Source organism: Nocardia neocaledoniensis, from assembly GCF_003182135.1.
Taxonomy (GTDB): Bacteria; Actinomycetota; Actinomycetes; order Mycobacteriales; family Mycobacteriaceae; genus Nocardia; species Nocardia neocaledoniensis.
The window spans coordinates 177126-199509 of sequence record NZ_QGTL01000001.1 but is presented as its reverse complement, the minus strand read 5'-3'; the positions used below and the strand labels follow the sequence as shown (position 1 = coordinate 199509).

Sequence of the window (22384 nt, the reverse complement as noted above, 5' to 3'; positions counted from 1 at the left end):
CCTTTGTCAGGCGACCCTTATTAGATTTAGGGAACGAATTCCGCCACACTTGTGTTGTGAAAACCGTGGGTTTGCGGACAGACGTGGACGGGACCGGTCGTAAGACGACCGGCGCCCGCTCGTCCGCCGGTCCAGCGACGACCGCGCACGAAGGGCAGACCAGGGCGGCGATCGTCCAGTTGCTGCTCGAAGAGGGGCCGATCACCGCGACCGCCATCGGCGCCGCGCTCGGCCTCGCGCCCGCGGGCGTGCGCAGGCATCTCGACGCGCTCATCGACTCCGGTCAGGCGCGCGCGAGCCGATCGGCGCCGTGGCAGCAGAAGGGCCGGGGCCGCCCGGCCAAGCAGTATCAGCTGACCGCGGCGGGCCGGGGCACCCTCGGCCACGCCTACGACGATCTGGCCGGGGCGGCGATCCGCCAGCTCGGTGAGATCGGCGGCGACGCGGCCATCGAGGAGTTCGCGCGCAAGCGCGTCCGCACGATCGTCGACGGCATCGAACCCGTCGGCGGGCACACCGCCCCCGAGATCGAAGCGAAGGTCACCGAGATCGCGGACGCGTTCTCCGACGCGGGCTTCGCCGCCACCACCCGCCAGGTCGGCGCCGGTGTGCAGATCTGCCAGCACCACTGCCCGGTGGCCCACGTGGCCGAGGAGTTCCCGCAGTTGTGCGACGCCGAACTGGACGCTTTCCGGGACCTGCTCGGCACCCACGTTCAGCGACTTGCGACCATCGCCAACGGCGATTGCGCCTGCACCACCCACGTACCGCTGGTCGCGCTCCCGAAAACAGCTGCCACCCCATCCGCCGCACAGCCCGCGGCGGGACGAACGAACGACTCCGGAAGGAGTGCCGAATGACGACGACCACCGACCAGGTGCAACCGCTGACCCAGGACGAGACCATCGCCTCGCTGGGCAACTACGGTTACGGCTGGGCCGATTCGGATGTGGCCGGTGCCAGCGCGCAACGCGGCCTGTCGGAAGCTGTCGTTCGCGACATCTCGGCCAAGAAGAACGAGCCCGAGTGGATGCTCGACATCCGCCTCAAGGCGCTGCGCATCTTCGATCGCAAGCCCATGCCGAACTGGGGTTCCAACCTCGATGGCATCGACTTCGACAACATCAAGTACTTCGTGCGCTCGTCGGAGAAGCAGGCCGAGAGCTGGGAAGACCTGCCCGAGGACATCAAGAACACCTACGACAAGCTGGGTATCCCCGAGGCCGAGAAGCAGCGTCTCGTGTCCGGTGTCGCCGCGCAGTACGAGTCCGAGGTCGTCTACCACTCCATCCGTGAGGACCTGGAGAAGCAGGGCGTCATCTTCCTCGACACCGACACCGCGCTCAAGGAGCACCCGGAGATCTTCCAGGAGTACTTCGGCTCGGTGATCCCCGCGGGCGACAACAAGTTCTCCGCGCTCAACACCGCCGTGTGGTCGGGTGGCTCGTTCATCTACGTGCCGCCGGGCGTGCACGTCGACATCCCGCTGCAGGCCTACTTCCGGATCAACACCGAGAACATGGGCCAGTTCGAGCGGACGCTGATCATCGTCGACGAGGACGCCTACGTCCACTACGTCGAGGGCTGCACCGCGCCGATCTACAAGTCCGACTCGCTGCACTCCGCGGTCGTCGAGATCATCGTGAAGAAGGGCGGCCGCTGCCGCTACACGACCATCCAGAACTGGTCGAACAACGTCTACAACCTGGTCACCAAGCGGGCCAAGGCCGAGGCGGGCGCCACCATGGAGTGGGTCGACGGCAACATCGGCTCCAAGGTCACCATGAAGTACCCGGCGGTCTGGATGACCGGCGAGCACGCGCACGGCGAGGTGCTCTCGGTCGCGTTCGCCGGCGTCGGCCAGCACCAGGACACCGGCGCGAAGATGCTGCACCTGGCCCCGCACACCTCCTCGACCATCGTGTCGAAGTCGGTGGCGCGCGGCGGCGGTCGCGCGTCGTACCGCGGTCTGGTGCAGGTGAACAAGGGCGCCCACGGCTCCAAGTCGACCGTGAAGTGTGACGCGCTGTTGGTCGACACGATCAGCCGCTCCGACACCTACCCCTACGTCGACATCCGCGAGGACGACGTCACCATGGGCCACGAGGCCACGGTCTCCAAGGTGTCCGAGGACCAGCTGTTCTACCTGATGAGCCGCGGTCTCACCGAGGACGAGGCGATGGCGATGGTGGTGCGCGGCTTCGTCGAGCCCATCGCCAAGGAACTGCCGATGGAATACGCGTTGGAACTGAACCGGCTCATCGAGCTGCAGATGGAAGGGGCCGTGGGCTGATGTCGTCGCTGGGCGTGAAGGGCGCCGTCGAGGCCGAGAACCCCGACAAGCCGACGCAGAACCCGGGCGCCGCTCCGGCCGTCAACAAGGGCGAGGTGTTCACCTCGTTCGACGTCGACCAGTTCGAGATCCCGTCGGGCCGCGACGAGGAGTGGCGGTTCACCCCGCTGCGCCGACTGCGCGGCCTGCACGACGGCACCGCCGTGCGCGACGGCGTGGCCGTCGTCGAGGTGAGCCCGGTCGACGGCGTCACCGTGGAGACGGTGGACCGCACCGACGCTCGCCTCGGCGAGGGCGGCACCCCCGCCGATCGTGTTGCCGCACAGGCCTACTCGGGCTTCGAGCAGGCCACCGTGATCTCGGTCGGCGCGGAAACCGAAGTGGCCGAGCCGATCACCGTGACCGTCACCGGTCCTGGCGAGGGCAAGACCGCCTACGGTCACCTGCAGGTGCGCCTGGCGAACTTCGCCGTGGCCACGGTGGTGCTCGACCAGCACGGCAGCGGAACCTATGCCGAGAACGTCGAATTCGTGCTCGGTGACAGCGCCAAGCTGACGGTCATCGCGGTCCAGGAATGGGCCGAGGACGCTGTGCACACCACCGCGCACCACCTGCGCCTCGGTCGCGACGCCACCGTCAAGCACACCTCGGTCACCCTCGGCGGCGACCTCGTGCGCCTGACCGCGCGCGTCGACTACGCGGGTCCCGGCGGCGACGCCGAATTGCTCGGCCTCTACTTCGCCGACGCCGGTCAGCATTTCGAGCAGCGGCTGCTGGTCGATCACTCGGCGCCCAACTGCAAGTCCAACGTGCTGTACAAGGGCGCGTTGCAGGGCGATCCGAAGTCCCCCAAGGGCGATGCCCGCACCGTGTGGATCGGCGACGTGCTGATCCGCGCGGCCGCCGAGGGCACCGACACCTACGAGGCGAACCGCAACCTGGTGCTCACCGACGGCGCGCGCGCCGACTCGGTGCCGAACCTGGAGATCGAGACCGGTGAGATCGCCGGTGCCGGACACGCGAGTGCCACCGGCCGTTTCGACGACGAACAGCTGTTCTACCTGCGTTCGCGCGGTATCCCGGAGGATGTCGCCCGCCGCCTCGTCGTGCGTGGCTTCTTCCACGAGATCGTCCAGAAGATCGCGATCCCCGAGGTGCGAGAGCGGCTCGAGACGGCCATCGAGGCCGAGCTCGCCACTGTCGGCATCTGACCCCACTCACTCCCACGAAGGAATTCGAATTCGATGACCACCTTGGAAATCAAGGACCTGCACGCCGAGATCACCACCCCCGAGGGTGAGTCGAAGCAGATCCTCAACGGTGTGAACCTGACCGTGAAGTCCGGCGAGACGCACGCCATCATGGGCCCCAACGGCTCGGGCAAGTCCACGCTGTCCTACGTGATCGCCGGTCATCCGAAGTACACCGTCACCCAGGGCACCATCACCCTCGACGGTGAGGACGTGCTGGAGATGTCGGTCGACGAGCGCGCCCGCGCCGGCCTGTTCCTGGCCATGCAGTACCCGGTCGAGGTCCCCGGCGTCTCGATGTCGAACTTCCTGCGGACCGCCGCCACCGCCGTACGTGGCGAGGCGCCGAAGCTGCGCACCTGGGTCAAGGAGGTGAAGGAGTCGATGAAGGAGCTCGACATCGACGCCGCCTTCGCCGACCGCTCGGTGAACGAGGGCTTCTCCGGTGGCGAGAAGAAGCGCCACGAGGTGCTGCAGCTGGGTCTGCTCAAGCCGAAGATCGCGATCCTCGACGAGACCGACTCCGGCCTCGACGTCGACGCGCTGCGCATCGTCTCCGAGGGCGTCAACCGCTACAAGGAGCGCGAGAACGGTGGCGTCCTGCTGATCACCCACTACACCCGCATCCTGCGCTACATCCAGCCCGACTTCGTGCACGTGTTCGTCGGCGGCAAGATCGTCGCCGAGGGCGGCTCCGAACTGGCCGAGGAACTCGACGCGAACGGCTACGTGCGCTTCACCTCCGCGACCGCTGGAGCCTGACATGACCGCTACGGTGCCCGCCCTCGACGTCGCCCGGATCCGGGCCGACTTTCCGATCCTGAACCGCACGGTCCGGGACGGGAAACCGTTGGTGTACCTGGATTCCGGTGCGACCGCGCAGCGTCCGCTGCAGGTGCTGGACGCCGAGCGTGACTTCCTGCTCACCCGCAACTCGGCGGTGCACCGCGGCGCGCACCAGCTGGCGGAGGAGGCGACCGACTCCTACGAGGACGCCCGCGTCGCCATCGCGCGGTTCGTCGGCGCCGACGCCGGGGAGATCGTGTTCACCAAGAACGCGACCGAGTCGCTGAACCTGGTGGCCAACGCCTTCGGTGACGACCGGTTCCCGCACCACGTGGGCCCCGGCGACGAGATCGTCATCACCGAGCTCGAGCACCACGCCAACCTGGTGCCGTGGCAGGAACTCGCGCGCCGCACCGGCGCCACGTTGAAGTGGTACGGCATCACCGATGACGGCCGCATCGACCTGGACTCGCTCGAACTGTCGCCCGCGACAAAGGTTCTCGCGTTCACCCACCAGTCGAACGTGACCGGCGCGGTCGCTCCGGTGGCCGAATTGGTGCGCAGGGCGAAGGAAGTCGGCGCGCTGGTCGTGCTCGACGCCTGCCAGTCGGTGCCGCACATGGCGGTGAACTTCCGTGAGCTCGGCGTGGACTTCGCCGCGTTCTCCGGCCACAAGATGCTCGGCCCGATGGGTGTCGGCGGACTGTGGGGCCGGCGCGCGCTGCTCGAGGAGACCCCGCCGTTCATCACCGGCGGGTCGATGATCGAGACCGTCACCATGGAGAAGACCACCTACGCGCCGCCGCCGCAGCGCTTCGAGGCGGGCACGCCGATGACCTCGCAGGTCGTCGGGCTGGCCGCCGCGGTCCGATACCTGGAAGACCTCGGCATGGACGCGATCGCCGCGCACGAGCACGCGCTCACCGGCGCCGCGCTCGAGGGGCTGCGCGGCATCGAGGGCGTGCGGATCATCGGCCCCACCGAGAACGTGGACCGCGGTGGCGCGGTGGCGTTCGTGGTCGACGGGATCCACGCCCACGACGTGGGCCAGATCCTCGACGACCAGGGTGTCGCCATCCGCGTCGGGCACCACTGCGCCTGGCCGCTGCATCGCAAGTTCGGCGTCGCCGCGACCGCGCGGGCGTCGTTCGCCGTCTACAACACCCTCGACGAAGTCGACGCGCTGGTGCAGGCAGTGCGGAAGGCTCAGACGTTCTTCGGAGTTGCATAGAACATGCGCATGGAGCAGATGTACCAGGAAGTGATCCTGGACCACTACAAGCACCCGCATCACCGCGGGCTGCGGGAGCCGTTCGGCGCCGAAGTGCACCACGTGAACCCGACCTGCGGTGACGAGGTGACCCTGCGCGTGCACCTCGACGACGCGGGTGAGGTCGCCGACGTCTCCTACGACGGTCAGGGCTGCTCGATCAGCCAGGCCGCCACCTCGATCCTCACCGATCAGGTGATCGGGCTGCCGGTGCAGCAGGCACTGAAGGTCGTCGACTCCTACAGCGAGATGATCTCCAGTCGCGGCACCGTCGAGGGCGACGAGGACATGATCGGCGACGGCATCGCACTCGCGGGCGTCGCCAAGTACCCGGCGCGCGTGAAGTGCGCACTGCTGGGGTGGATGGCGTTCAAGGACGCCGTCGTGCAGATCGCCTCGGCCGAAGATGCCAAGCCTGCCATGGGAAATGGGGAAGCGTGATGAGTGAGACACCGGCCGCCGAAGCCACCGGAACCGCGCCCGCCGAGGTGGAGCTGACGCCCGAGCAGATCCAGCACCTCGAGGATCTCGAGGAGGCCATGCGCGATGTCGTCGACCCCGAGCTCGGTATCAATGTCGTCGATCTCGGCCTGGTCTACGGCATGTCCGTCGACGACGAGAACATCGCCACCCTCGACATGACGCTCACCTCGGCGGCCTGTCCGCTGACCGACGTCATCGAGGACCAGTCCCGCAACGCCCTGGTGCGCAGCGGCCTGGTCGAGGACCTGAAGATCAATTGGGTCTGGATGCCTCCGTGGGGCCCGGACAAGATCACCGAGGACGGCCGCGAACAATTGCGCGCCCTCGGCTTCACGGTTTAGTTCCCGTGCGAAAGCCCGGATCCCGATGGGGTCCGGGCTTTTTCGTTTTCCCGGACTTCCCGCGTGTGGTTCGCCGCCGGTTCGGCCGGGACGGGGATCATGGGGGAATGACGGAGCCGAACCGGAATGTCGCCCAGGCGCGGGGCAAATTGGCGCTGGCCGGTGGGCTCGCCGCGGTGGTCCTCGCCCCGGTCGCCGCCGCGGTCACCGCGGCCGTCTATCGCTTTCCGGTGCCCCTGGTCGGCTACACCAGCGGCGTCGGCGGCGCCCTCACCGCGGCCGTCGGCAGCCTGTTCTACCTGGTGCTCGGCGGGGCGCTGGTGCTCGCGGTGGTCGGTGCGCTCGGCGGTGTTCTGGTCACGTGGGGAAATCCGGTCGGCACGCGCCGCAATTATCTTCTGGCCATAGGGTCGGGAATGGTGGCGGCAATTCTGGGTGCGCTCGGACTGGCGTTGCTCGAGTACGTCGTCGGTCCGTGGTGATGTAAACCTCTGACGGGTGTGATTCTGCTCAATTCTGTTGGACGCCCCCCGATGTTCGGCGATGATCTTGGTGCTCCGGCTTGCGGGGCATTTTCCAGAGGAGACAGTTCGATGAGTTTCATGGGTAAGGCCGGCCTCGCCGTAGCGGTGTTCGGCCTTGCGGCCGGATCGGTGTTCGGTGCCGGTGCGGCGAAGGCGGAGAGCCTGCACGGCGTGATCGCCCTCAGCCCGGCCGCGATGGAGTACACCGTCAGCGTCAACCAGACGCGCTACGACGACGCCTACAACGAGGCGATGTCGCTGTGCGACGCCGCCGACTGCGAGATCATGGTGACCTGGACCGACGGCTGCGCCGCGATCGTGGACAGCACCGACGGCTTCGCCGCCGCGGTGGGTCCGAACTCGGAGGAGGCGAAGGCCTCGGCGTACCGCAAGCTGTCGGAGATCACCCCGACCGCCCTGCTGGCCAACGTCGGGTCGTCGCAGTTCAGCGGCGCCGAGGTCATCGACGTCGTCTGCACCGCGAACGCGCGCTGACCGAACACGGTCGATGACGGCCCGGATCCCCGAGGATCCGGGCCTTTCGTGTGTTCTAGGCCGGTTCGGGCTCGGCGACCGTGGCGATCCAGGCGCCGATCATGTCGGCGGTGTGCTCGATGACCACGTCGCGGTCGAGCCCCTCGTCCTCCATCTCCACCGAACGCAGCGCCGTGGCGAACCCGGCGTTGAGCACGATGAACGCCATGATGTCGATGTCGACGTTCTTGGTCGGGCCGAGCAGATGGATCAGGTACAGCTTGATGATCATGCGCAGCCGCGGCTCGAATTCGGGGATACCGCTGCCGTAGAACTGCAGATCGGCGACGAGCGCGCGGACCAGCGGGCCGTTGGCGACCAGAATCTCCACCGCGATGCGGATCACGTCGGCCACCGCGTCGCGCGGCGTCAGATCGGCGGCGACGGTGAGCAGACGGCTGTACCTGTCCTCCACCTGCAGGAACAGCCCGTCGGTGAGTTCCTTGACGATCTCGTCGCGGTCGGTGAAATACCGGTACAGGGTGCCGATGCTCATGCCGGCCTCGGCGGCGATCCGGTTGGTCGAGGTGTTGCCGATCCCGCGGGCGCCGAAAAGCTGAGCGGATACCTCGAGAATGCGCGTTCGGGTCTCCTTGGCTCGATCCTGTTTCGGACGTTTGCGCTGCTTGTCGGCGTGCGGTGGCATTGGTAGACCTCGGTCGAAAGAGGAGTAGAAGGTGAGTAGTCGCTCATTCTAGAGTCATGATCACGAAGAAGCCGCGGTGTTGGCCATCACAGGGGCCCGCGTCGCGGAAGCAGAACCACCGACGGCGCTGCCGGTGCGGTGTGGAAGGAGCCGACGATGATGACCATCCCCGTGGACCCGGCGCCGATGTGGCAGCCGCTGCGCGATGTCCGGACCCTGACCGGCAAGCTCGTCGGCCACTTCGTGGACAGCGTGGCCACCTGCCGGACGCTGCCCGGTGACGCGATCTCCGGCGACGTCACCGCGGTCACCCGGCTGTGCCTGGAGATCGTGGGCGGGATGCTCGACGGGCGGGACGAGACCGAACGCCTGAACAGGCTCTCGATCGCCGCGGCGGGCTGGGCGCGCGAGGGTGTGCCGATCGACACCATCCTGCACGCCTTCCACGAGGGCTTCCGGCTCGGATTCGACGCGGTGTTCGCCGAGGCGACCCACGGCGATCGGGCGGCGATGATCGAGGGCTTCCGGCGCGCGGTCGCGATGTCGGACCTGTTGTGCACCACGGTGACCCGCGCCTACATCCGCGAGCACCGCGACATCGCCGGCGAGCACCACACCGCGGTGCACACGCTCACCTCGGCGTTGCTCGCGGGTCAGCCGACGGTGACCATGGCCAGGGAGTGCGGGATCTCGGTGGCCGACGCGTATTCGGTGCTGGCGCTGTCGATCCGGCGGCGTGCCGAGGGCGACGATCCGCGGGTGAACGCGGCCGTCGCCGCGCGGCGCACCCTGCGCCGGGTGCAGGCGGCGCTGGCCCATCACGGCGGCGACGAGGTGCTCTCGCTGCTGTCGGTGGACGGCGGCACCCTGCTCATCCCCGCCGACCTGATGGACTCCGACGCCCTCGACGCACTGGTGGCGGCGCTGTCGCGCGCCGCTCGCGTGGCGGTGACGGGCGCGCTGGTTCCCGCGAACACCGAGGACATCCCCGCCGCGGCCGAGCGCGCGCACGAACTGCTCGACATGGTCGAGCGCCTCGACTGTGCCCCCGGTCTCTACCGCTTCGGCGACCTGGCTCTGGAGTACCAGCTCACCCGTCCCGGCCCCGGCCGCGCGCGCCTCGGCGAACTCCTCGCGCCGCTGGACAACCACCCTGAGCTCTACGAAACCCTGCGCGTACACATCGCCAACAACATGAACCGTCGCCGCACCGCCCGCCTGCTGCACATCCACACCAACACCGTGGACTACCGCCTGCGCCGCATCGCCCAGCTCACCGGCCTCGACCCCACCCAGGGCTCCGGCCTCTGGCAACTCCGCTCCGCCATGATCGCCCGCAGCTTCCACACCGGCCCCACACTGGAGGCCCGCCTGGCCTGACCCCGAATCTCGCTGGCGCACAGGCACACTCCCCGTATATGGTTCACTTGACCAAAACTGGGAGGTTTCATGACCATCGAGACGGTGGACGACCTGCGCACCGCGATCGCGCGGGGCCTGACGCCGAAGTACCTGGCGTTCTGGGGCCATCGACCGCGACCGGACGGCGCGATCGGCGCCAGCTGCCTGAGCCAGTGGTGGCCGGCGACCTTCGCCGTCGACGGCGTCGAGTTCGCCACCGCGGAGCACTACATGATGTGGCGCAAGGCCATGCTGTTCGGCGACGAGCGCACGGCCGGACAGATCGTCGCGGCGGCGCACCCCGGCGAGGCGAAGACGCTGGGCAGGCTGGTCCGGGATTTCGACGACGCGGCGTGGCAGCGTGCCCGGTTCGGGATCGTCGTCGCGGGTAGCGTGGCGAAATTCGGGCAGAACGAGGTACTGCGCGACTACTTGCTCGGCACCGGGGAGCGGGTGCTCGTCGAGGCGAGTCCGCGCGACCGGATCTGGGGGATCGGGTTGGCGGCCGGTGATCCCCGGGCCGCCGATCCCGCGACGTGGCGGGGGCTCAACCTGCTCGGGTTCGCGCTGATGGCGGCGCGGGCCGCGTTGTCCGCGTAGCGAAGCTGTCGGTGGGGGTTGTTAGTCTGGGGCGGCCGGTGGACCGGGAGGATTCGCCGGCGGCTTGCTCGGGTCGGCTTTCGTTGTGGGGTCGACATTTTCGATGGGGAGAATCTCTGATGTCTGTTGTGGGCAGGTATGCCCTGGGTGCGGTCGCGGCGTGCGCGGCCGCCGCGTTCACCGTCGTCACGGCCGGTCCGGCCGGTGCGGCGGAGAGCGGCGTGGCGATCGCCGAGGCGCCCGGATACACCGCGGTCTCGCGCGACGGCGGGTTCCAGGCGGCGTCCGGTGATCTGTACGGCGCGCTGGCGTTGTCGTCGCAGGAGGCCGTGGTCGCCTCGGCGGTCAACTACGGCAGCTGGGAGGCGGCGAGCCAGGCGGCGCTGGCCGAGTGTGGCGTCTGGGACTGCCAGGTCGTCGTCGAATTCCGCAATGCCTGTGGCGCGGTCGCGCAGGGCGCGGACTTCCGGTTCGGCTGGGCGTGGGATCACTCCCAGGCCGCGGCCGAGCGGGCGGCGGTGGACGTGCTGGGCATCAGTGCCCCGCCGTTCCCGGATCCGGGCTCGGCCTCGCCGCGGGCGGCGAGCGTCATTCTCTCGGCGTGCACGTCGAACGTCTGACCGAAGACGAAGAGCGGGGCAACCGACGACACCGTCCGTTGCCCCGCTTCTCCTTTCGGTGGACACTCAGCGGCGCAGCACTTTTCTGGCCAGCGCGTTGCCGAGGAACTGCACACCCTGCACCCCGGCGATGATGATCAGCGTCGCCACGATGGTGACCTCCCAGTCGAACTGCTGGTAGCCGTAGACCAGCGCGAAATCGCCGAGCCCGCCGCCGCCGACCGTGCCCGCCATCGCGGAGATGTCGACGATCGCGATCACCACGAAGGTGTAGCCGAGGATCAACGGGCCCAACGCTTCCGGGATCAGCAGCGTGAGAATGATCCGCAGCGGCCCGGCGCCGGCCGCCCGGGCCGCCTCGAGCACACCCGGCTCGACCGTGACGAGGTTCTGCTCCACGATCCGCGCGATACCGAACGTCGCGGCCACGATCATCACGAACAGTGCCGCCTCGCTGCCGATCGTCGTGCCCACCACCTCCAGGGTGATCGGGCCGAGCGCCGCCAGCAGGATGATGAACGGAATCGGCCGCACCACGTTGACCAGCACATTCAGCACAAGATGAACTGGCCTGTTCGCCAGCAGTCCGCCCTTGCGTGTGGTGTAGAGCGCGGTGCCGAGGATCAATCCGAGCGTTCCGGCCACCACGAAGGTCACGCCGACCAGGTAGACGGTCGTGCCGATCGCCTCGAACAAGGTGGGGCGCAACTTCTCCCAGTTCGTCTCCATCAGCCCGCCTTCCGTTCGAGGTCGGCGACCACCCGGTCCACGGCGTCGTCGGGACCGTGCAGCGCGAGGGTGATGCTGCCGAACGTCTTGTCCTGCAGGGTGCTCACACCGCCGTAGACGATCTCGAACCGCACCTCGGCGGCGGTGGCGGCGGCCAGCGCCGCACCGATGCCGCTGTGGTCGTCGACATCGACGGTGACCAGCCGTCCGCCGTGCAGCTGTTCCAGCCTGGCCCGCTCGGCGGCGTCGGGCCGGTTGTGCAGCACCGTCGCGACGAAGGACTGAGTCGGCGCCGCGACCGGGGCCGCGAAAACGTCGAAGGTGGAAGCCAATTCGACGATCTTGCCCTCGGCCAGCACCGCGACCCGGTCGGCGACGGCGCGGATCACGTCCATCTCGTGGGTGATCACCACGATCGTCACCCCGAGTTCGGTGTTGATCTTGCGCAGCAGCCGCAGCACCTCACCGGTGGTCTCCGGGTCCAGCGCGGAGGTGGCCTCGTCGGCCAGCAACAGCGACGGCGAGGTCGCCAGCGCCCGCGCGATCCCGACGCGCTGCTTCTGCCCGCCCGAGAGCTGATCGGGGTAGGCGCGCGCCTTGTCGGTGAGCCCGACGAACTCGAGCAGCTCGGCGACCCTGGCCTTGCGCTCGGCCCGTTTCCATCCCGCCACCTTCAGCGGATATTCGATATTGCCCGCGGCGGTGCGCGAGCGGAACAAATTGAACTGCTGGAACACCATGCCGATGTCGCGACGCAGCCGCCGCACCGCCGACTCCGGCACTCCGGTGATGGGGGTGCCGGAGATCGTGACGGTGCCCGAGGTCGGCTTCTCCAGCGCGTTGATCAGCCGCACCAGCGTCGACTTGCCCGCGCCCGAATAGCCGATCACCCCGAAGATCTCGCCCTGCTCGATCCGCAGGTCGATGCCGTCGAGGGCGACATGGCGATCCGCGCCGCCGCCGAATACCTTGGAGACCGAACGGAATTCGACAGCGGCCGCGGCCGCGCTCACTTGTTCGCCCGGATGCCCTGCTGCACCCGGTCGAGGATCTGCTCGAGCTCGGCGCCCGGACGGGTGACGGCCACCGCGGTGTTCTTGGTGACCTCGGCGTGCGCGGCGGCCACGGCCGGGTCCTTCCAGATCTCGACCAGCTTCAGCAGCGTCGGATCGTTCTTGTCCTCGGCGCGGGTGACGATGACGTTGATGTAGGGCTCGGCGGCCGGGTTCTTCGGGTCGTCCTTGTACAGCGCCGACTGCGGGTCGATCCCGGCGCGATCGAGGAAGGTGTTGTTGATGATCGACCCGTCGACGGAGGCCAGCGACAGCGCGGTCTGCGCGGCGTCGACGGGGGTCACCCGGACCTTGGACGGGCCCGCGTCGATGTCGGCGGGCGTCGGCTGGGCGGAGGTGCCACGCAGCTTCAGCAGCCCGGCGGCCTGCAGTACGAACAGCGCGCGGGCCTGGTTGGTCGGATCGTTGGGGATGGCGATCTCGCCGCCGGTGGGGATGTCGGCCAGCGCCTTGTGCTTCTTGGAATACAGGCCGAGCGGCACGATGTAGGTGGCGCCGATCGGGGTGAGGGTGTCGGAGCTCGCCACGTTGTACTGCCCGAGGAACTGCAGGTGCTGGAACAGGTTGACGTCGATCTGCTTCTGCGACAACGCGGCATTGGGCTGCTTGTAGTCGGAGAAGTTGGTGACCTTCAGCGTGATGCCCTGCTCCTTCGCCTTCTGCTCGAAGACCTCGAACGCCTTGTCCTTGTCCGTGGTGCCGATGCGCACGACGGTGCCGGACTCCGCCTCGCTGGAACCGCAGGCCGTGAGGGTGAGGGCCGCGGTCGCTACCAGGACCGGGATCGCCAGTACCCGACGGAATTTCACTATGACTCCCGAATTGCTCGCTGTGGGTGAACCCGGTCATCCAAGCCGCGCGCGACCCCCGCCGACAACGGTTCGATTCGCCTCGAGCACAACCCTCGCAAACTCCTGGACGGTCGTCTAACTTGCCGACAATGCGAATCCTGCGCCGCCTGTCGGCGATTCCGGTCCTGCTCGCGCTCGCCCTGGGCGCGACGGCCTGTGGGAACGATCACCCCGACGACGTCGTGCGGATCGGAGTGAACGACATCGCCCAGCCGCACTGGGACATCTACCGGGCCAAGGCCGCCGAGCAGGGCATCACCGTCGAGTTCGTGAACTTCACCGACTACAAGCAGCCCAACCCGGCGCTGGCGCAGAAGCGGGTGGACCTCAACAAGTTCCAGCACGTGCGGTACCTGGCGAACTACAACGTCGCCAACAACGACACCCTCGTGCCCATCGGCGCCACGGAGATCTTCCCGCTCACGCTGTATTCGAAGAAGCACACCTCGGTGGCCGACATCCCGCGCGGCGGCCAGATCACCCTCAGCAACAATCCGGCGCAGCAGGTGCGCCCGCTGCTCGGCCTGGCGGCGGCGGGACTGATCGTGCTGAAGGGCGGGGCCACCTGGGACTCCAAGATCGAGGATGTCGACACCGCGGCCTCGAAGGTCTCCCTCACCGCGATCGATCCGACCCTGACCGCGCAGTCGCTCGACAGCGTCGACGCCGCCTTCGTCGACGACACCTTCGCGGGACCGGCCGGGCTCACCCCGCGGCAGGTCATCTACACCGACGACCCGGAACGGCCGGAACTGAAGCAGTACATCAACGTCTTCGCCGCGCGCGCCGAGGACAAGGACGACCCGACCCTGCGGAAACTGGCTCAGCTCTACCACGATCCGGACGTCGTCGCCGCGGTCCGGGCGGAGACCGGCTACGCGGGCATCTTCAAGACCAACGATCCGGCCGATCTGCAGGCGACGCTGCGGGAACTGGAGGACAAGTTCCGGAAGTAGCCGTCAGCGGCGGGGATGCTCGACCGAGAGGCGGCCGCGGCGGATGAGGTCGTGGCGGGTGGTGGCCGACATCGGGGGCAGGGGCTGGTCGCCGGTGCCGGACTCGTCGGGGTTCGGGCGGACCAGCAGGGTGACGGTCGCGGCCGGGACGAAGCCCGCGCTGGTCATCAGGGCGCCGGAGGCGCTGTTGCGGTCCTCGACGTCGGTGACGATGTGGCGGGCGCCGCGGGCGAACAGCGCCTCCGAGCACACATCGACGAGCCTGCGGGCGATGCCGTGGCCCTGCATGTCGGGCGCGACCGCGATCCACTCCAGGTAGGCCCAGTCGTCGCGATGCTCGAACTCCATCGAGCCGAGCACGAAACCGACGACGCGGTCGGAGTCCAGCGCCACCCAGCAGGCGTTGTCGGGGCTGTCCAGATGCTCGGCGACGGCCGTCAGCGACCACGACGTGTACGGCTTGGTGGTCGTGTCGAACACCTGGTGGCCGAGGTCGAGGACTTGACGCAGGTGTCCCAATCCCATCGGAACGACAGCGATCGCGAGGTCCATGGGCCCAGTGTGCCCTACGCCCCCTTGCGGGCGGCGGTCTTGCTCGCCGTGGATTTGCTCGCGGTCTTGCGCGGCGCGGCCTTCTTGGCGGCGGACTTCTTCGCCGCCTTCTTCGGCGCCGGTTTCTCGTCGGCCTCGCGGCGGCCGCTGGCCTCGAGGCTGCGCTGCAACGCCGCGACCAGGTCGACGACCTCGGCATCGGGCGCCTCGGCGGGTTCGGTCGCCTCGGCGGATTCGACCTTGCCGGTGCCGCTGGCGATCGCCTCGTCGAGCACCTTCTGCAATTCGATCTGATATTCGTCGGTGTACTCGCTGGGATCGAAATCACCGGACATCGACTCGACCAGCGTTTCGGCCATCTTCAATTCCTGCGGCCGCGGCGCCGGGGCGTCGTCGAGCGAAGGGAAGTCGACCGCGCGCACCTCGTCCGGCCACAGCAGCGTCTGCAGCACGAGCACGCCCTCGCGCACCCGTAGGGCCGCCAGCCGGGTCTTCTGCCGCAGGGTGAAGTGCACCAGCGCGGTCTTGTCGATGCGCTCCAGCGTGGCCGCGAGCAGCTGATAGGCCTTGGGCGTCGAGGAGTCGGGTTCGAGGTAATAGCTCTTGTCGAACAGGACCGGATCGATCTGCTCGGACGGCACGAATTCCAGCACGGGGATTTCGTGTTTCTCGGCCGCGGGCAGTTTCGCGAAATCGGCGTCGGTGAGCACCACCTGGTCGCCGTCGGGGGAGACGTAGGCCTTGTCGATATCGGAATACTGGATGGATTTGCCGCACACCTGGCAGACACGGTCGTATTTGATCCGTCCGCCGTCCTTGGCGTGGACCTGATGGAACCGAATATCGTGGTCCTCGGTCGCGGTGTAGACCTTGACCGGGACATTGACCAGCCCGAATGCGATCGAGCCCTTCCAGATCGATCTCATAGCCCCATCATTACCGATAATTCACGGCGGGGCGAGCGCACGGCACCGAACCGCCGCCGGTCCGTGACGCGGCGGTGCTTGAAAAAGTGGCGTCTGATCCAATCGTCGGGTGAACGGCGAGGTGATCATCTGCGGACTCGGCCCGGCCGGGCGCGCGGTCGCGCATCGGGCGCTGGCCCAGGGCCGGGCGGTCACGGTCATCGATCCGCGGCCCGACCGGGTGTGGACGCCGACGTACGCGGCGTGGGCCGACGAGTTGCCCGGCTGGCTGAACCCCGCGGTCGTCGCCGCGACGGTCCGGGAACCGACGGCCTGGGCGATCGGTGAGCATCGCCTCGACCGCGCCTACCAGGTACTCGACACGCCGGCGCTGCAACGGGCGCTGACCGTCGACGGCGCGCGGGTGATCGCCGACCGGGCGGTCGAGGTTAATACGCGCCGCGGGCGGGTGACCACGGCCGCCGGGCAGGTCCTGACCGGGCGGGTGATCGACGCGCGCGGACTGGCCCGATCGCCGCGCCGGGCCGAACAGACCGCCTACGGCATCCTCGTGCGGCGCGACCGGCTCGACCCCGAGCCGCCCACCCTGTTCATGGACTGGCGGCCGGACAACGGCGCCGACCCCGGCGCGCCGCCCTCGTTCCTCTACACCGTCCCGCTCGGCACGGAGTTCCTGCTGTTCGAGGAGACCTGCCTGGCGGGCCGCCCCGCCCTCGGCCTCGACGAATTGCGGCGCAGGCTCGACCACCGGCTCCGCGCCCGCGGGATTCCCGTCACCGGCGCCGAACCCGTCGAGCGGGTGCGCTTCCCGGTCGAGGGCGGACGCCCCGGCCACGGCCGTTTCGGCGCGGCGGGCGGGCTGATCCACCCCGCGACCGGCTACAGCGTGGCGGCCTCGCTGCGCGCGGCCGACGCCGTCGCCGCGGGCGCGACGCCGTGGACAGCCAGGGCCCGCGCCGTGGCGGGCCTGCGCCGGGCCGGGCTGCGGGCACTGCTCACCCTGCCGCCGCACGAGACGCCCGTCTTCTTCGAGGCGTTCTTCGGTTTGCCCATGCCGTCGCAGCGCGCCTACCTCTCGGGAACCGACGATCTGGCCGGCACCCTCGCGGCCATGCGCGCGCTGTTCACCGCACTGCCGCCGCGCCTGCGCCGCACCGTCGCGACGGCCGTGGTCGGCGGCGTCAGGCCCTGACCCGACCCGGTGGCTGCCGCCGCGAATCGCACAGTGGCACAGGGCAATCGGCGCCCTGATGCCTGCCGGGGCACCGACGGCGGACGACGGCGCGCGACCGACGCGCGGCCGGTCGCCCCGCCGGCGGGCGACGCGGCCCTCGGGGCCGGTACGCGCACCCGCCCCGAGGGCCCGCGCACGCGCCACGATGTTGCTACCATCGCCGGGCGAACGCGCCGACCCGCCAACAGGTTCGGGCCGCCGAGGCGGACCGGCCGGTGATCGGCCGCCGCCCCGCAGATCGAGGTGCGCGAGCGCGCGAGGCGTGACGAGTAAGGGGTATATCCGGTGTTCGAATTCACCAGGCGGCGCAGCCGCTGGGTGCTCGGGGTTTTCGCGGTGCTGGCGCTGCTGCTCGGCGCGCTCGGCGCCACGCTGTTCGAGCGGGTGGAGGGCGGCGGATACACCGATGCCGGCAGCGAATCCAGCCGCGCGCTCGAGGTCCTGCGCGACGAGTTCGGCCAGGCCCCACCGAATCTGCTGCTGCTGGTGGAGACCGAGGACTCGGTCGACGACCCCGAATCCACCGCCGCCGCCACCGCGCTCGTCGCCAACCTGCAGGAACGCGACGGCGTTGCCGAGGTGCTGTCGTACTGGACCACCCACCAGCCCGCGCTGCGCAGCGTCGACGGCAAGCAGGGCATGATCCTGGCGAGCGTGCTCGGCACCGAACGCGAGGTCGATCTGCGCGTCGCCGCCATCGCCGACGAGCTCACCGGACAGCAGGGCACCCTGCAGGTCCGGGTCGGCGGCTTCGCGATGCTGCTGCACGAGACCGTCGAACAGAGCAAGAGCGACATCGTCAAGGGCGAGGCGATCGCGTTCCCGCTCACCCTGATCGCGCTGCTGTTCGTCTTCGGCGGCCTGGTCGCGGCCGGCCTGCCGCTGCTCGTCGCGGTCGCCACGGTGCTCACGACCATGGGCACGCTGTGGCTGCTGACCCTGTTCATCCCGCTGTCGGTCACCGCGACCAACGTGGCCACCCTGCTCGGGCTCGGGCTCGCCATCGATTACAGCCTGCTGGTGGTCAACCGCTACCGCGACGAACTCGCCGACGGCCGCGGCCCGGCCGGCGCCGTCGCGACCACGCTGCGCACCGCCGGACGCACCGTGGCCTTCTCGGCGCTGACCGTCGCCGTGGCGCTGGCCGGTCTGCTGTTCTTCCCGCAGCTGGCCATCCGGTCCATGGGTTACGCGGGCATCGTCGTCGCGGCGCTGGCCGCGACCGTCTCGCTGACCGTGCTGCCCGCCACGCTGCTGCTGCTCGGCACCAGGATCGACAAGGGCCAGCTCGGCTGGTGGTTCCTGCGGGCGCCGCGCCCCGCGCCCGGCGAAGGCGCCTGGCACAAGCTCGCCACCGCGGTCATGCGCAAGCCGATCCCGATCGGGCTCGCCGTCACCGCCGTGCTGCTGTTGCTGGGCGCGCCGTTCCTCGGGGTGAAGCTGGGCTTCCCGGACGAACGCACACTGCCGGAATCGATGAACTCCCGGCAGGTCACCGAGATCGTGCAGCGCGACTTCGGCGAGAGCGACCAGAACACCCTCGTCGCGGTGCTGCCCGACAGCGCCTACAGCGCGGGCGGCCTGGACGCGATCGCCCGCGAGATGTCGGACCTGGACCACGTCCGCCGGGTCGACACCGCCACCGGCAGCTACGCCCAGGGCGGCCTGCTGGCCGAACCGACCGCGGCCGCCGCCCGGTTCCGCGCGGAGCGCGCGGTGTACCTGTCGATCGTGCCCGCCACCGCCGACAGCGACGAGCTGTCCGCGCTGGTCGAGCGGGTCAGGGCGGTGCCGACGCCGAGCACGCTGCTCGTCGGTGGCGTCGCCGCGGCCAATGTCGACTCCCTCGCCGCCATCTCCGACGCGCTGCCGTGGGCACTGGGCTTCGTGCTGATCGTGATGCTGATCGTGCTGTTCGCGCTCACCGGCAGCGTGGTGCTGCCCGTGCTCGCGATGGTCCTGAGCGCGTTGAGCCTGACCGCCACCTTCGGCGCGCTGGTGTGGATCTTCCAGGACGGTCACCTGTCCGGGCTGCTCGGCTTCACCGTCACCGGTGACCTGGCCGCCACGGTGCCGGTGATGTTGTTCGCCGCCGCGTTCGGTCTGGCGATGGACTACCAGGTGTTCCTGCTCGCGCGCATCCGCGAGGAGTACGACGGCACCGGCAAGAACGAGACCGCCGTCGCGCTGGGGCTCGAGCGCACCGGGCGCATCGTCACCGCCGCCGCGATCCTCATCTCGCTGGTCTTCCTCGGGTTCCTGGCCTCCGACATCACCTTCATGAAGGCGTTCGGCATCGGCCTGCCGCTGGCGGTGCTCGTCGACGCCACCCTGGTGCGCGGCATCCTGCTGCCCGCCGCGATGAAGGTGCTCGGCGACGCCAACTGGTACGCGCCGGACTTCCTACGCCGGTTGCACGACCGGTGGGGCCTCGACGAGGGCGGCGCGAGTCGGTTGCCGAAACACGATGTGCCGGTACGTGATCCGCTGGGTGTGGTGACCGCGGGCCGAGCGGAGGCCGCCGCGGAGCCGCTGGTGCTCGATCCGCTCGCGCGGGCGGAACAGGCGCGGGCCGAGGCGGCGCGCGCCGAGGAGGCAGGCGACGGTCTGGCGAGCGCGACCGGTCGCACCGAGACCGCCGACTGACCGCGACCCCGCCCGCCCAAGGTGGCGGGCGGGGAATGCGCACGACTCAGATGCCGCCGGTGGCGAGCAGGCCGCCGTCGACGCGCACGCAGTCGCCGGTGATCCACGCCGCCTCGTCGGAGACCAGGAACGCGATCAGCCGGGCGACGTCCTCGGGCACGCCGAGCCGCTTCAGCGGGTACACACTCGCCGCCCGCTCCTCGTCGGCGGAATACAGCGCGTCGGCGAACTTCGTCTTCACCACGCCCGGCGCCACCGCGTTCACCCGGATCTTCGGGCCCAGCTGCCACGCCAGCTCCTCGGTGAGCCGGATCAGCGCCGACTTGGACGCGCCGTAGGCCGAGATCACGCCCGAGGACCGGATGCCCGCCACACTGGCCACGTTGACCACCGCGCCGCCGTGCTCGGCCATCCACGCCCGGTACGCCTGCTGCACATAGCCGAGCGAGGCGACCACGTTCACGTCGAAGATCTTGCTCACCGCACCGAGATCGGCGTCCATCAGCGCGCCGTAGACCGGATTGATGCCCGTGTTGTTGACCAGGATGTCGAGCGAACCGAACTCCGCGACAGCCCTGGCGACGGCCTCGGCGCGGGCGTCGGCGTCACCGGCGTTGCCCGCCAGGGCACTCACCTGCCCCGCGTGGCCGAGCGCGCGCAGCTCCTGCGCGGCGGCCTCCAGCGGCTCGGGTTTGCGCGCGGTGATCAGCACGTTCGCGCCGCGGCGCATGAGTTCGGCGGCGGTGGCGAGGCCGATGCCCCGGCTCGCTCCGGTGACGAGGGCGGTCCTGCCCGCTAGGTCGGTTGTCATGGATCGAGAGTAACCACGCTCACACCGGGCGGCGCCGGTTCGGTGGCCGAGTTCGGCGTCGGTAAAATGGGTGGTTCTCGCCGAGCCCGACGGTGCACGATGGGTCGGTTCGGCGCCCACCTTTCTTTCCGACACGAGGAGAAGCCTGTGATCACGGCGACCGACCTGGAGGTCCGGGCCGGAGTCCGCACCCTGCTCTCGGCCCCGGGGCCGGCGCTGCGGGTGCAGTCCGGCGACCGGATCGGACTGGTCGGGCGCAACGGCGCCGGCAAGACCACCACGCTGCGCATCCTGGCGGGTGAGGGCGAGCCGTACGCGGGAAAGATCGTGCGCTCCACCGATATCGGCTACCTGCCGCAGGACCCGAAGGAGGGCGATCTCGACGTGATCGCCCGCGACCGGGTGCTCTCGGCGCGTGGTCTCGACACGCTGATCCGCGACATGGAGAAGCAGCAGACGTTGATGGCCGAGGTCGTCGACGAGAAGGAACGCGAGAAGGCGATCCGCAAGTACGGCAGGCTCGAGGACCAGTTCTCCTCGCTGGGCGGCTACGTCGCCGAGAGCGAGGCGGCCCGCATCTGCAACAGCCTGGGCCTGCCCGACCGCGTCCTCGGCCAGCAGCTGCGCACCCTGTCCGGTGGTCAGCGTCGCCGCATCGAGCTGGCGCGCATCCTGTTCTCCGCCTCCGACGGCTCCGGTGGCCGCTCCGACCGCATCCTGCTGCTCGACGAGCCGACCAACCACCTCGACGCCGACTCCATCACCTGGCTGCGTGGCTTCCTGCAGAACCACGACGGCGGCCTCATCGTGATCAGCCACGATGTCGAGCTGCTCGAGGCCGTGGTGAACAAGGTCTGGTTCCTCGACGCGGTGCGCGGTGAGCCCGACGTCTACAACATGGGCTGGAAGAAGTACCTCGACGCCCGCGCCACCGACGAACAGCGCCGGGTGCGCGAACGCGCCAACGCCGAGAAGAAGGCGAGCGCGCTGCGTCAGCAGGCCGCCAAGCTCGGCGCCAAGGCCACGAAAGCCGCTGCGGCACACCAGATGGTGCGTCGCGCCGAACGCTTGATGTCGGAGCTCGACGACGTGCGCGTGGCCGACAAGGTCGCCCGCATCCGCTTCCCCGAGCCCGCGCCGTGCAGCAAGACCCCGCTCATGGTGAACAACCTGACCAAGCTCTACGGCTCGCTGGAGATCTTCACCGGCGTGAACTTCGCCGTGGACAAGGGCAGCCGCGTGGTCGTGCTCGGCCTCAACGGCGCGGGCAAGACCACCATGCTCAAGCTGCTCGCCGGCGTCGAGACGCCGACCTCGGGCGGGATCGAGCAGGGCCGCGGCCTCAAGGTGGGCTACTTCGCCCAGGAGCACGACACCCTCGACGACCAGGCGACGGTCTGGGAGAACATCCGGCACGCCTCGCCGGACGCGGGGGAGCAGGAGCTGCGCAGCCTGCTCGGCGCGTTCATGTTCACCGGCCCGCAGCTGGAGCAGCCCGCGGGAACCTTGTCCGGCGGTGAGAAGACCCGTCTCGCGCTGGCCGGGCTGGTGTCCTCGGCGGCGAACGTGCTGCTGCTCGACGAGCCGACCAACAACCTGGACCCGATCTCGCGCGAGCAGGTGCTCGAGGCGCTGCGCACCTACGCGGGCGCCGTCGTCCTGGTGACCCACGATCCGGGCGCGGCCGAGGCGCTCAACCCGGAGCGGGTCATTCTGCTGCCCGACGGCACCGAGGACCACTGGTCCAACGAGTACGCCGAGCTGATCGACCTCGCGTGACGCGCCCGACCGGTGTGTCGGGCGTGAAACGCTGTGTCGGGAGGGAACTCGCGGCCTCGGAGTGAGTTCGATCACTGTT

General features: G+C 69.3%; 23 protein-coding genes. 16 read left to right on the top strand and 7 right to left on the bottom strand.

Annotated elements, in window-relative coordinates; genetic code table 11:
• The first annotated feature begins 65 nt into the window (after positions 1–65).
• The 9 genes from DFR69_RS00940 (at position 66) to DFR69_RS00900 (ending at position 7442) form a co-directional block, all read left to right on the top strand.
• Positions 66–860: a helix-turn-helix transcriptional regulator gene (locus tag DFR69_RS00940; protein WP_279629840.1), complete on the top strand. Its 795-nt coding sequence runs from the start codon at positions 66–68 to the stop codon at positions 858–860.
• A complete protein-coding gene (sufB, locus tag DFR69_RS00935; protein WP_019047751.1) occupies positions 857–2293 on the top strand; it encodes a Fe-S cluster assembly protein SufB in 1437 nt (478 codons plus the stop codon). The genes DFR69_RS00940 and sufB overlap by 4 nt, the downstream gene beginning before the upstream one ends.
• A complete protein-coding gene (sufD, locus tag DFR69_RS00930) occupies positions 2293–3504 on the top strand; it encodes a Fe-S cluster assembly protein SufD (RefSeq protein WP_110035485.1) in 1212 nt (403 codons plus the stop codon). The genes sufB and sufD overlap by 1 nt, the downstream gene beginning before the upstream one ends.
• A gap of 33 nt (positions 3505–3537) precedes the next feature.
• A complete protein-coding gene (sufC, locus tag DFR69_RS00925; protein WP_110035484.1) occupies positions 3538–4305 on the top strand; it encodes a Fe-S cluster assembly ATPase SufC in 768 nt (255 codons plus the stop codon).
• Between the two features lies 1 nt (position 4306).
• A complete protein-coding gene (locus tag DFR69_RS00920; protein WP_110035483.1) occupies positions 4307–5560 on the top strand; it encodes a cysteine desulfurase in 1254 nt (417 codons plus the stop codon).
• Between the two features lie 3 nt (positions 5561–5563).
• A complete protein-coding gene (gene sufU, locus DFR69_RS00915; RefSeq protein WP_110035482.1) occupies positions 5564–6040 on the top strand; it encodes a Fe-S cluster assembly sulfur transfer protein SufU in 477 nt (158 codons plus the stop codon).
• On the top strand, positions 6040–6423 hold the full coding sequence (locus DFR69_RS00910) for a metal-sulfur cluster assembly factor (protein ID WP_110036056.1): 384 nt from the start codon (positions 6040–6042) through the stop codon (positions 6421–6423). Before sufU ends, DFR69_RS00910 begins: the two co-directional genes overlap by 1 nt.
• A 107-nt stretch (positions 6424–6530) precedes the next feature.
• Positions 6531–6905, top strand: a complete 375-nt coding sequence (locus DFR69_RS00905) for a hypothetical protein (protein WP_110035481.1) — start codon at positions 6531–6533, stop codon at positions 6903–6905.
• Between the two features lie 111 nt (positions 6906–7016).
• Entirely contained in the window at positions 7017–7442 is a 426-nt protein-coding gene (locus tag DFR69_RS00900) for a DUF4189 domain-containing protein (RefSeq protein WP_110035480.1), read from the top strand.
• Positions 7443–7497: 55 nt separating this feature from the next.
• On the opposite strand, the gene DFR69_RS00895 is transcribed toward DFR69_RS00900, so the two are convergent.
• A complete protein-coding gene (locus DFR69_RS00895; RefSeq protein WP_110035479.1) occupies positions 7498–8127 on the bottom strand; it encodes a TetR/AcrR family transcriptional regulator in 630 nt (209 codons plus the stop codon).
• Between the two features lie 156 nt (positions 8128–8283).
• On the opposite strand from DFR69_RS00895, the gene DFR69_RS00890 reads away from it, so the two are divergent.
• The 3 genes from DFR69_RS00890 to DFR69_RS00880 all read left to right on the top strand — a co-directional run bounded on the left by DFR69_RS00890 (position 8284) and on the right by DFR69_RS00880 (position 10748).
• Positions 8284–9507 (top strand): PucR family transcriptional regulator, encoded by a 1224-nt coding sequence (locus tag DFR69_RS00890; RefSeq protein ID WP_110035478.1) that lies wholly within the window; start codon positions 8284–8286, stop codon positions 9505–9507.
• 69 nt (positions 9508–9576) lie between these two features.
• Positions 9577–10128 (top strand): NADAR family protein, encoded by a 552-nt coding sequence (locus DFR69_RS00885; protein ID WP_110035477.1) that lies wholly within the window; start codon positions 9577–9579, stop codon positions 10126–10128.
• 119 nt (positions 10129–10247) lie between these two features.
• The gene (locus DFR69_RS00880) at positions 10248–10748 is read left to right on the top strand and encodes a DUF4189 domain-containing protein (RefSeq protein ID WP_110035476.1); all 501 of its coding nucleotides are present in this window, start codon (positions 10248–10250) and stop codon (positions 10746–10748) included.
• Positions 10749–10814: 66 nt separating this feature from the next.
• Here DFR69_RS00880 and DFR69_RS00875 read toward each other — a convergent pair whose 3' ends face one another.
• The 3 genes from DFR69_RS00875 to DFR69_RS00865 are packed head-to-tail and all read right to left on the bottom strand — an operon-like array spanning position 10815 to position 13359.
• Entirely contained in the window at positions 10815–11477 is a 663-nt protein-coding gene (locus tag DFR69_RS00875; protein ID WP_110035475.1) for a methionine ABC transporter permease, read from the bottom strand.
• Positions 11477–12490, bottom strand: a complete 1014-nt coding sequence (locus DFR69_RS00870) for a methionine ABC transporter ATP-binding protein (RefSeq protein ID WP_110035474.1) — start codon at positions 12488–12490, stop codon at positions 11477–11479. The genes DFR69_RS00875 and DFR69_RS00870 overlap by 1 nt, the downstream gene beginning before the upstream one ends.
• Positions 12487–13359, bottom strand: a complete 873-nt coding sequence (locus DFR69_RS00865; RefSeq protein WP_110035473.1) for a MetQ/NlpA family ABC transporter substrate-binding protein — start codon at positions 13357–13359, stop codon at positions 12487–12489. The genes DFR69_RS00870 and DFR69_RS00865 overlap by 4 nt, the downstream gene beginning before the upstream one ends.
• 131 nt (positions 13360–13490) lie before the next feature.
• On the opposite strand from DFR69_RS00865, the gene DFR69_RS00860 reads away from it, so the two are divergent.
• The gene (locus DFR69_RS00860; protein WP_110035472.1) at positions 13491–14357 is read left to right on the top strand and encodes a MetQ/NlpA family ABC transporter substrate-binding protein; all 867 of its coding nucleotides are present in this window, start codon (positions 13491–13493) and stop codon (positions 14355–14357) included.
• Between the two features lie 3 nt (positions 14358–14360).
• Here the strand turns inward: DFR69_RS00860 and DFR69_RS00855 are convergent, their stop codons facing one another.
• Together DFR69_RS00855 and ku are read right to left on the bottom strand one after the other, a co-directional pair.
• On the bottom strand, positions 14361–14909 hold the full coding sequence (locus tag DFR69_RS00855) for a GNAT family N-acetyltransferase (protein ID WP_110035471.1): 549 nt from the start codon (positions 14907–14909) through the stop codon (positions 14361–14363).
• Positions 14910–14923: 14 nt separating this feature from the next.
• Entirely contained in the window at positions 14924–15835 is a 912-nt protein-coding gene (ku, locus tag DFR69_RS00850; RefSeq protein ID WP_110035470.1) for a non-homologous end joining protein Ku, read from the bottom strand.
• Positions 15836–15944: 109 nt separating this feature from the next.
• Here ku and DFR69_RS00845 point away from each other — a divergent pair, with 109 nt between their 5' ends.
• On the top strand, positions 15945–17027 hold the full coding sequence (locus tag DFR69_RS00845; RefSeq protein WP_244198019.1) for a lycopene cyclase family protein: 1083 nt from the start codon (positions 15945–15947) through the stop codon (positions 17025–17027).
• Positions 17028–17354: 327 nt separating this feature from the next.
• Positions 17355–19715 (top strand): MMPL family transporter, encoded by a 2361-nt coding sequence (locus tag DFR69_RS00840; RefSeq protein WP_110035469.1) that lies wholly within the window; start codon positions 17355–17357, stop codon positions 19713–19715.
• Positions 19716–19761: 46 nt separating this feature from the next.
• Here DFR69_RS00840 and DFR69_RS00835 read toward each other — a convergent pair whose 3' ends face one another.
• On the bottom strand, positions 19762–20526 hold the full coding sequence (locus DFR69_RS00835; RefSeq protein WP_110035468.1) for an SDR family oxidoreductase: 765 nt from the start codon (positions 20524–20526) through the stop codon (positions 19762–19764).
• 147 nt (positions 20527–20673) lie between these two features.
• Between DFR69_RS00835 and DFR69_RS00830 the strand changes: the two genes are divergently transcribed.
• Positions 20674–22305, top strand: coding sequence for an ABC-F family ATP-binding cassette domain-containing protein (locus tag DFR69_RS00830; RefSeq protein ID WP_110035467.1), 1632 nt, complete (start codon positions 20674–20676; stop codon positions 22303–22305).
• The last annotated feature ends 79 nt before the right edge of the window (positions 22306–22384 follow it).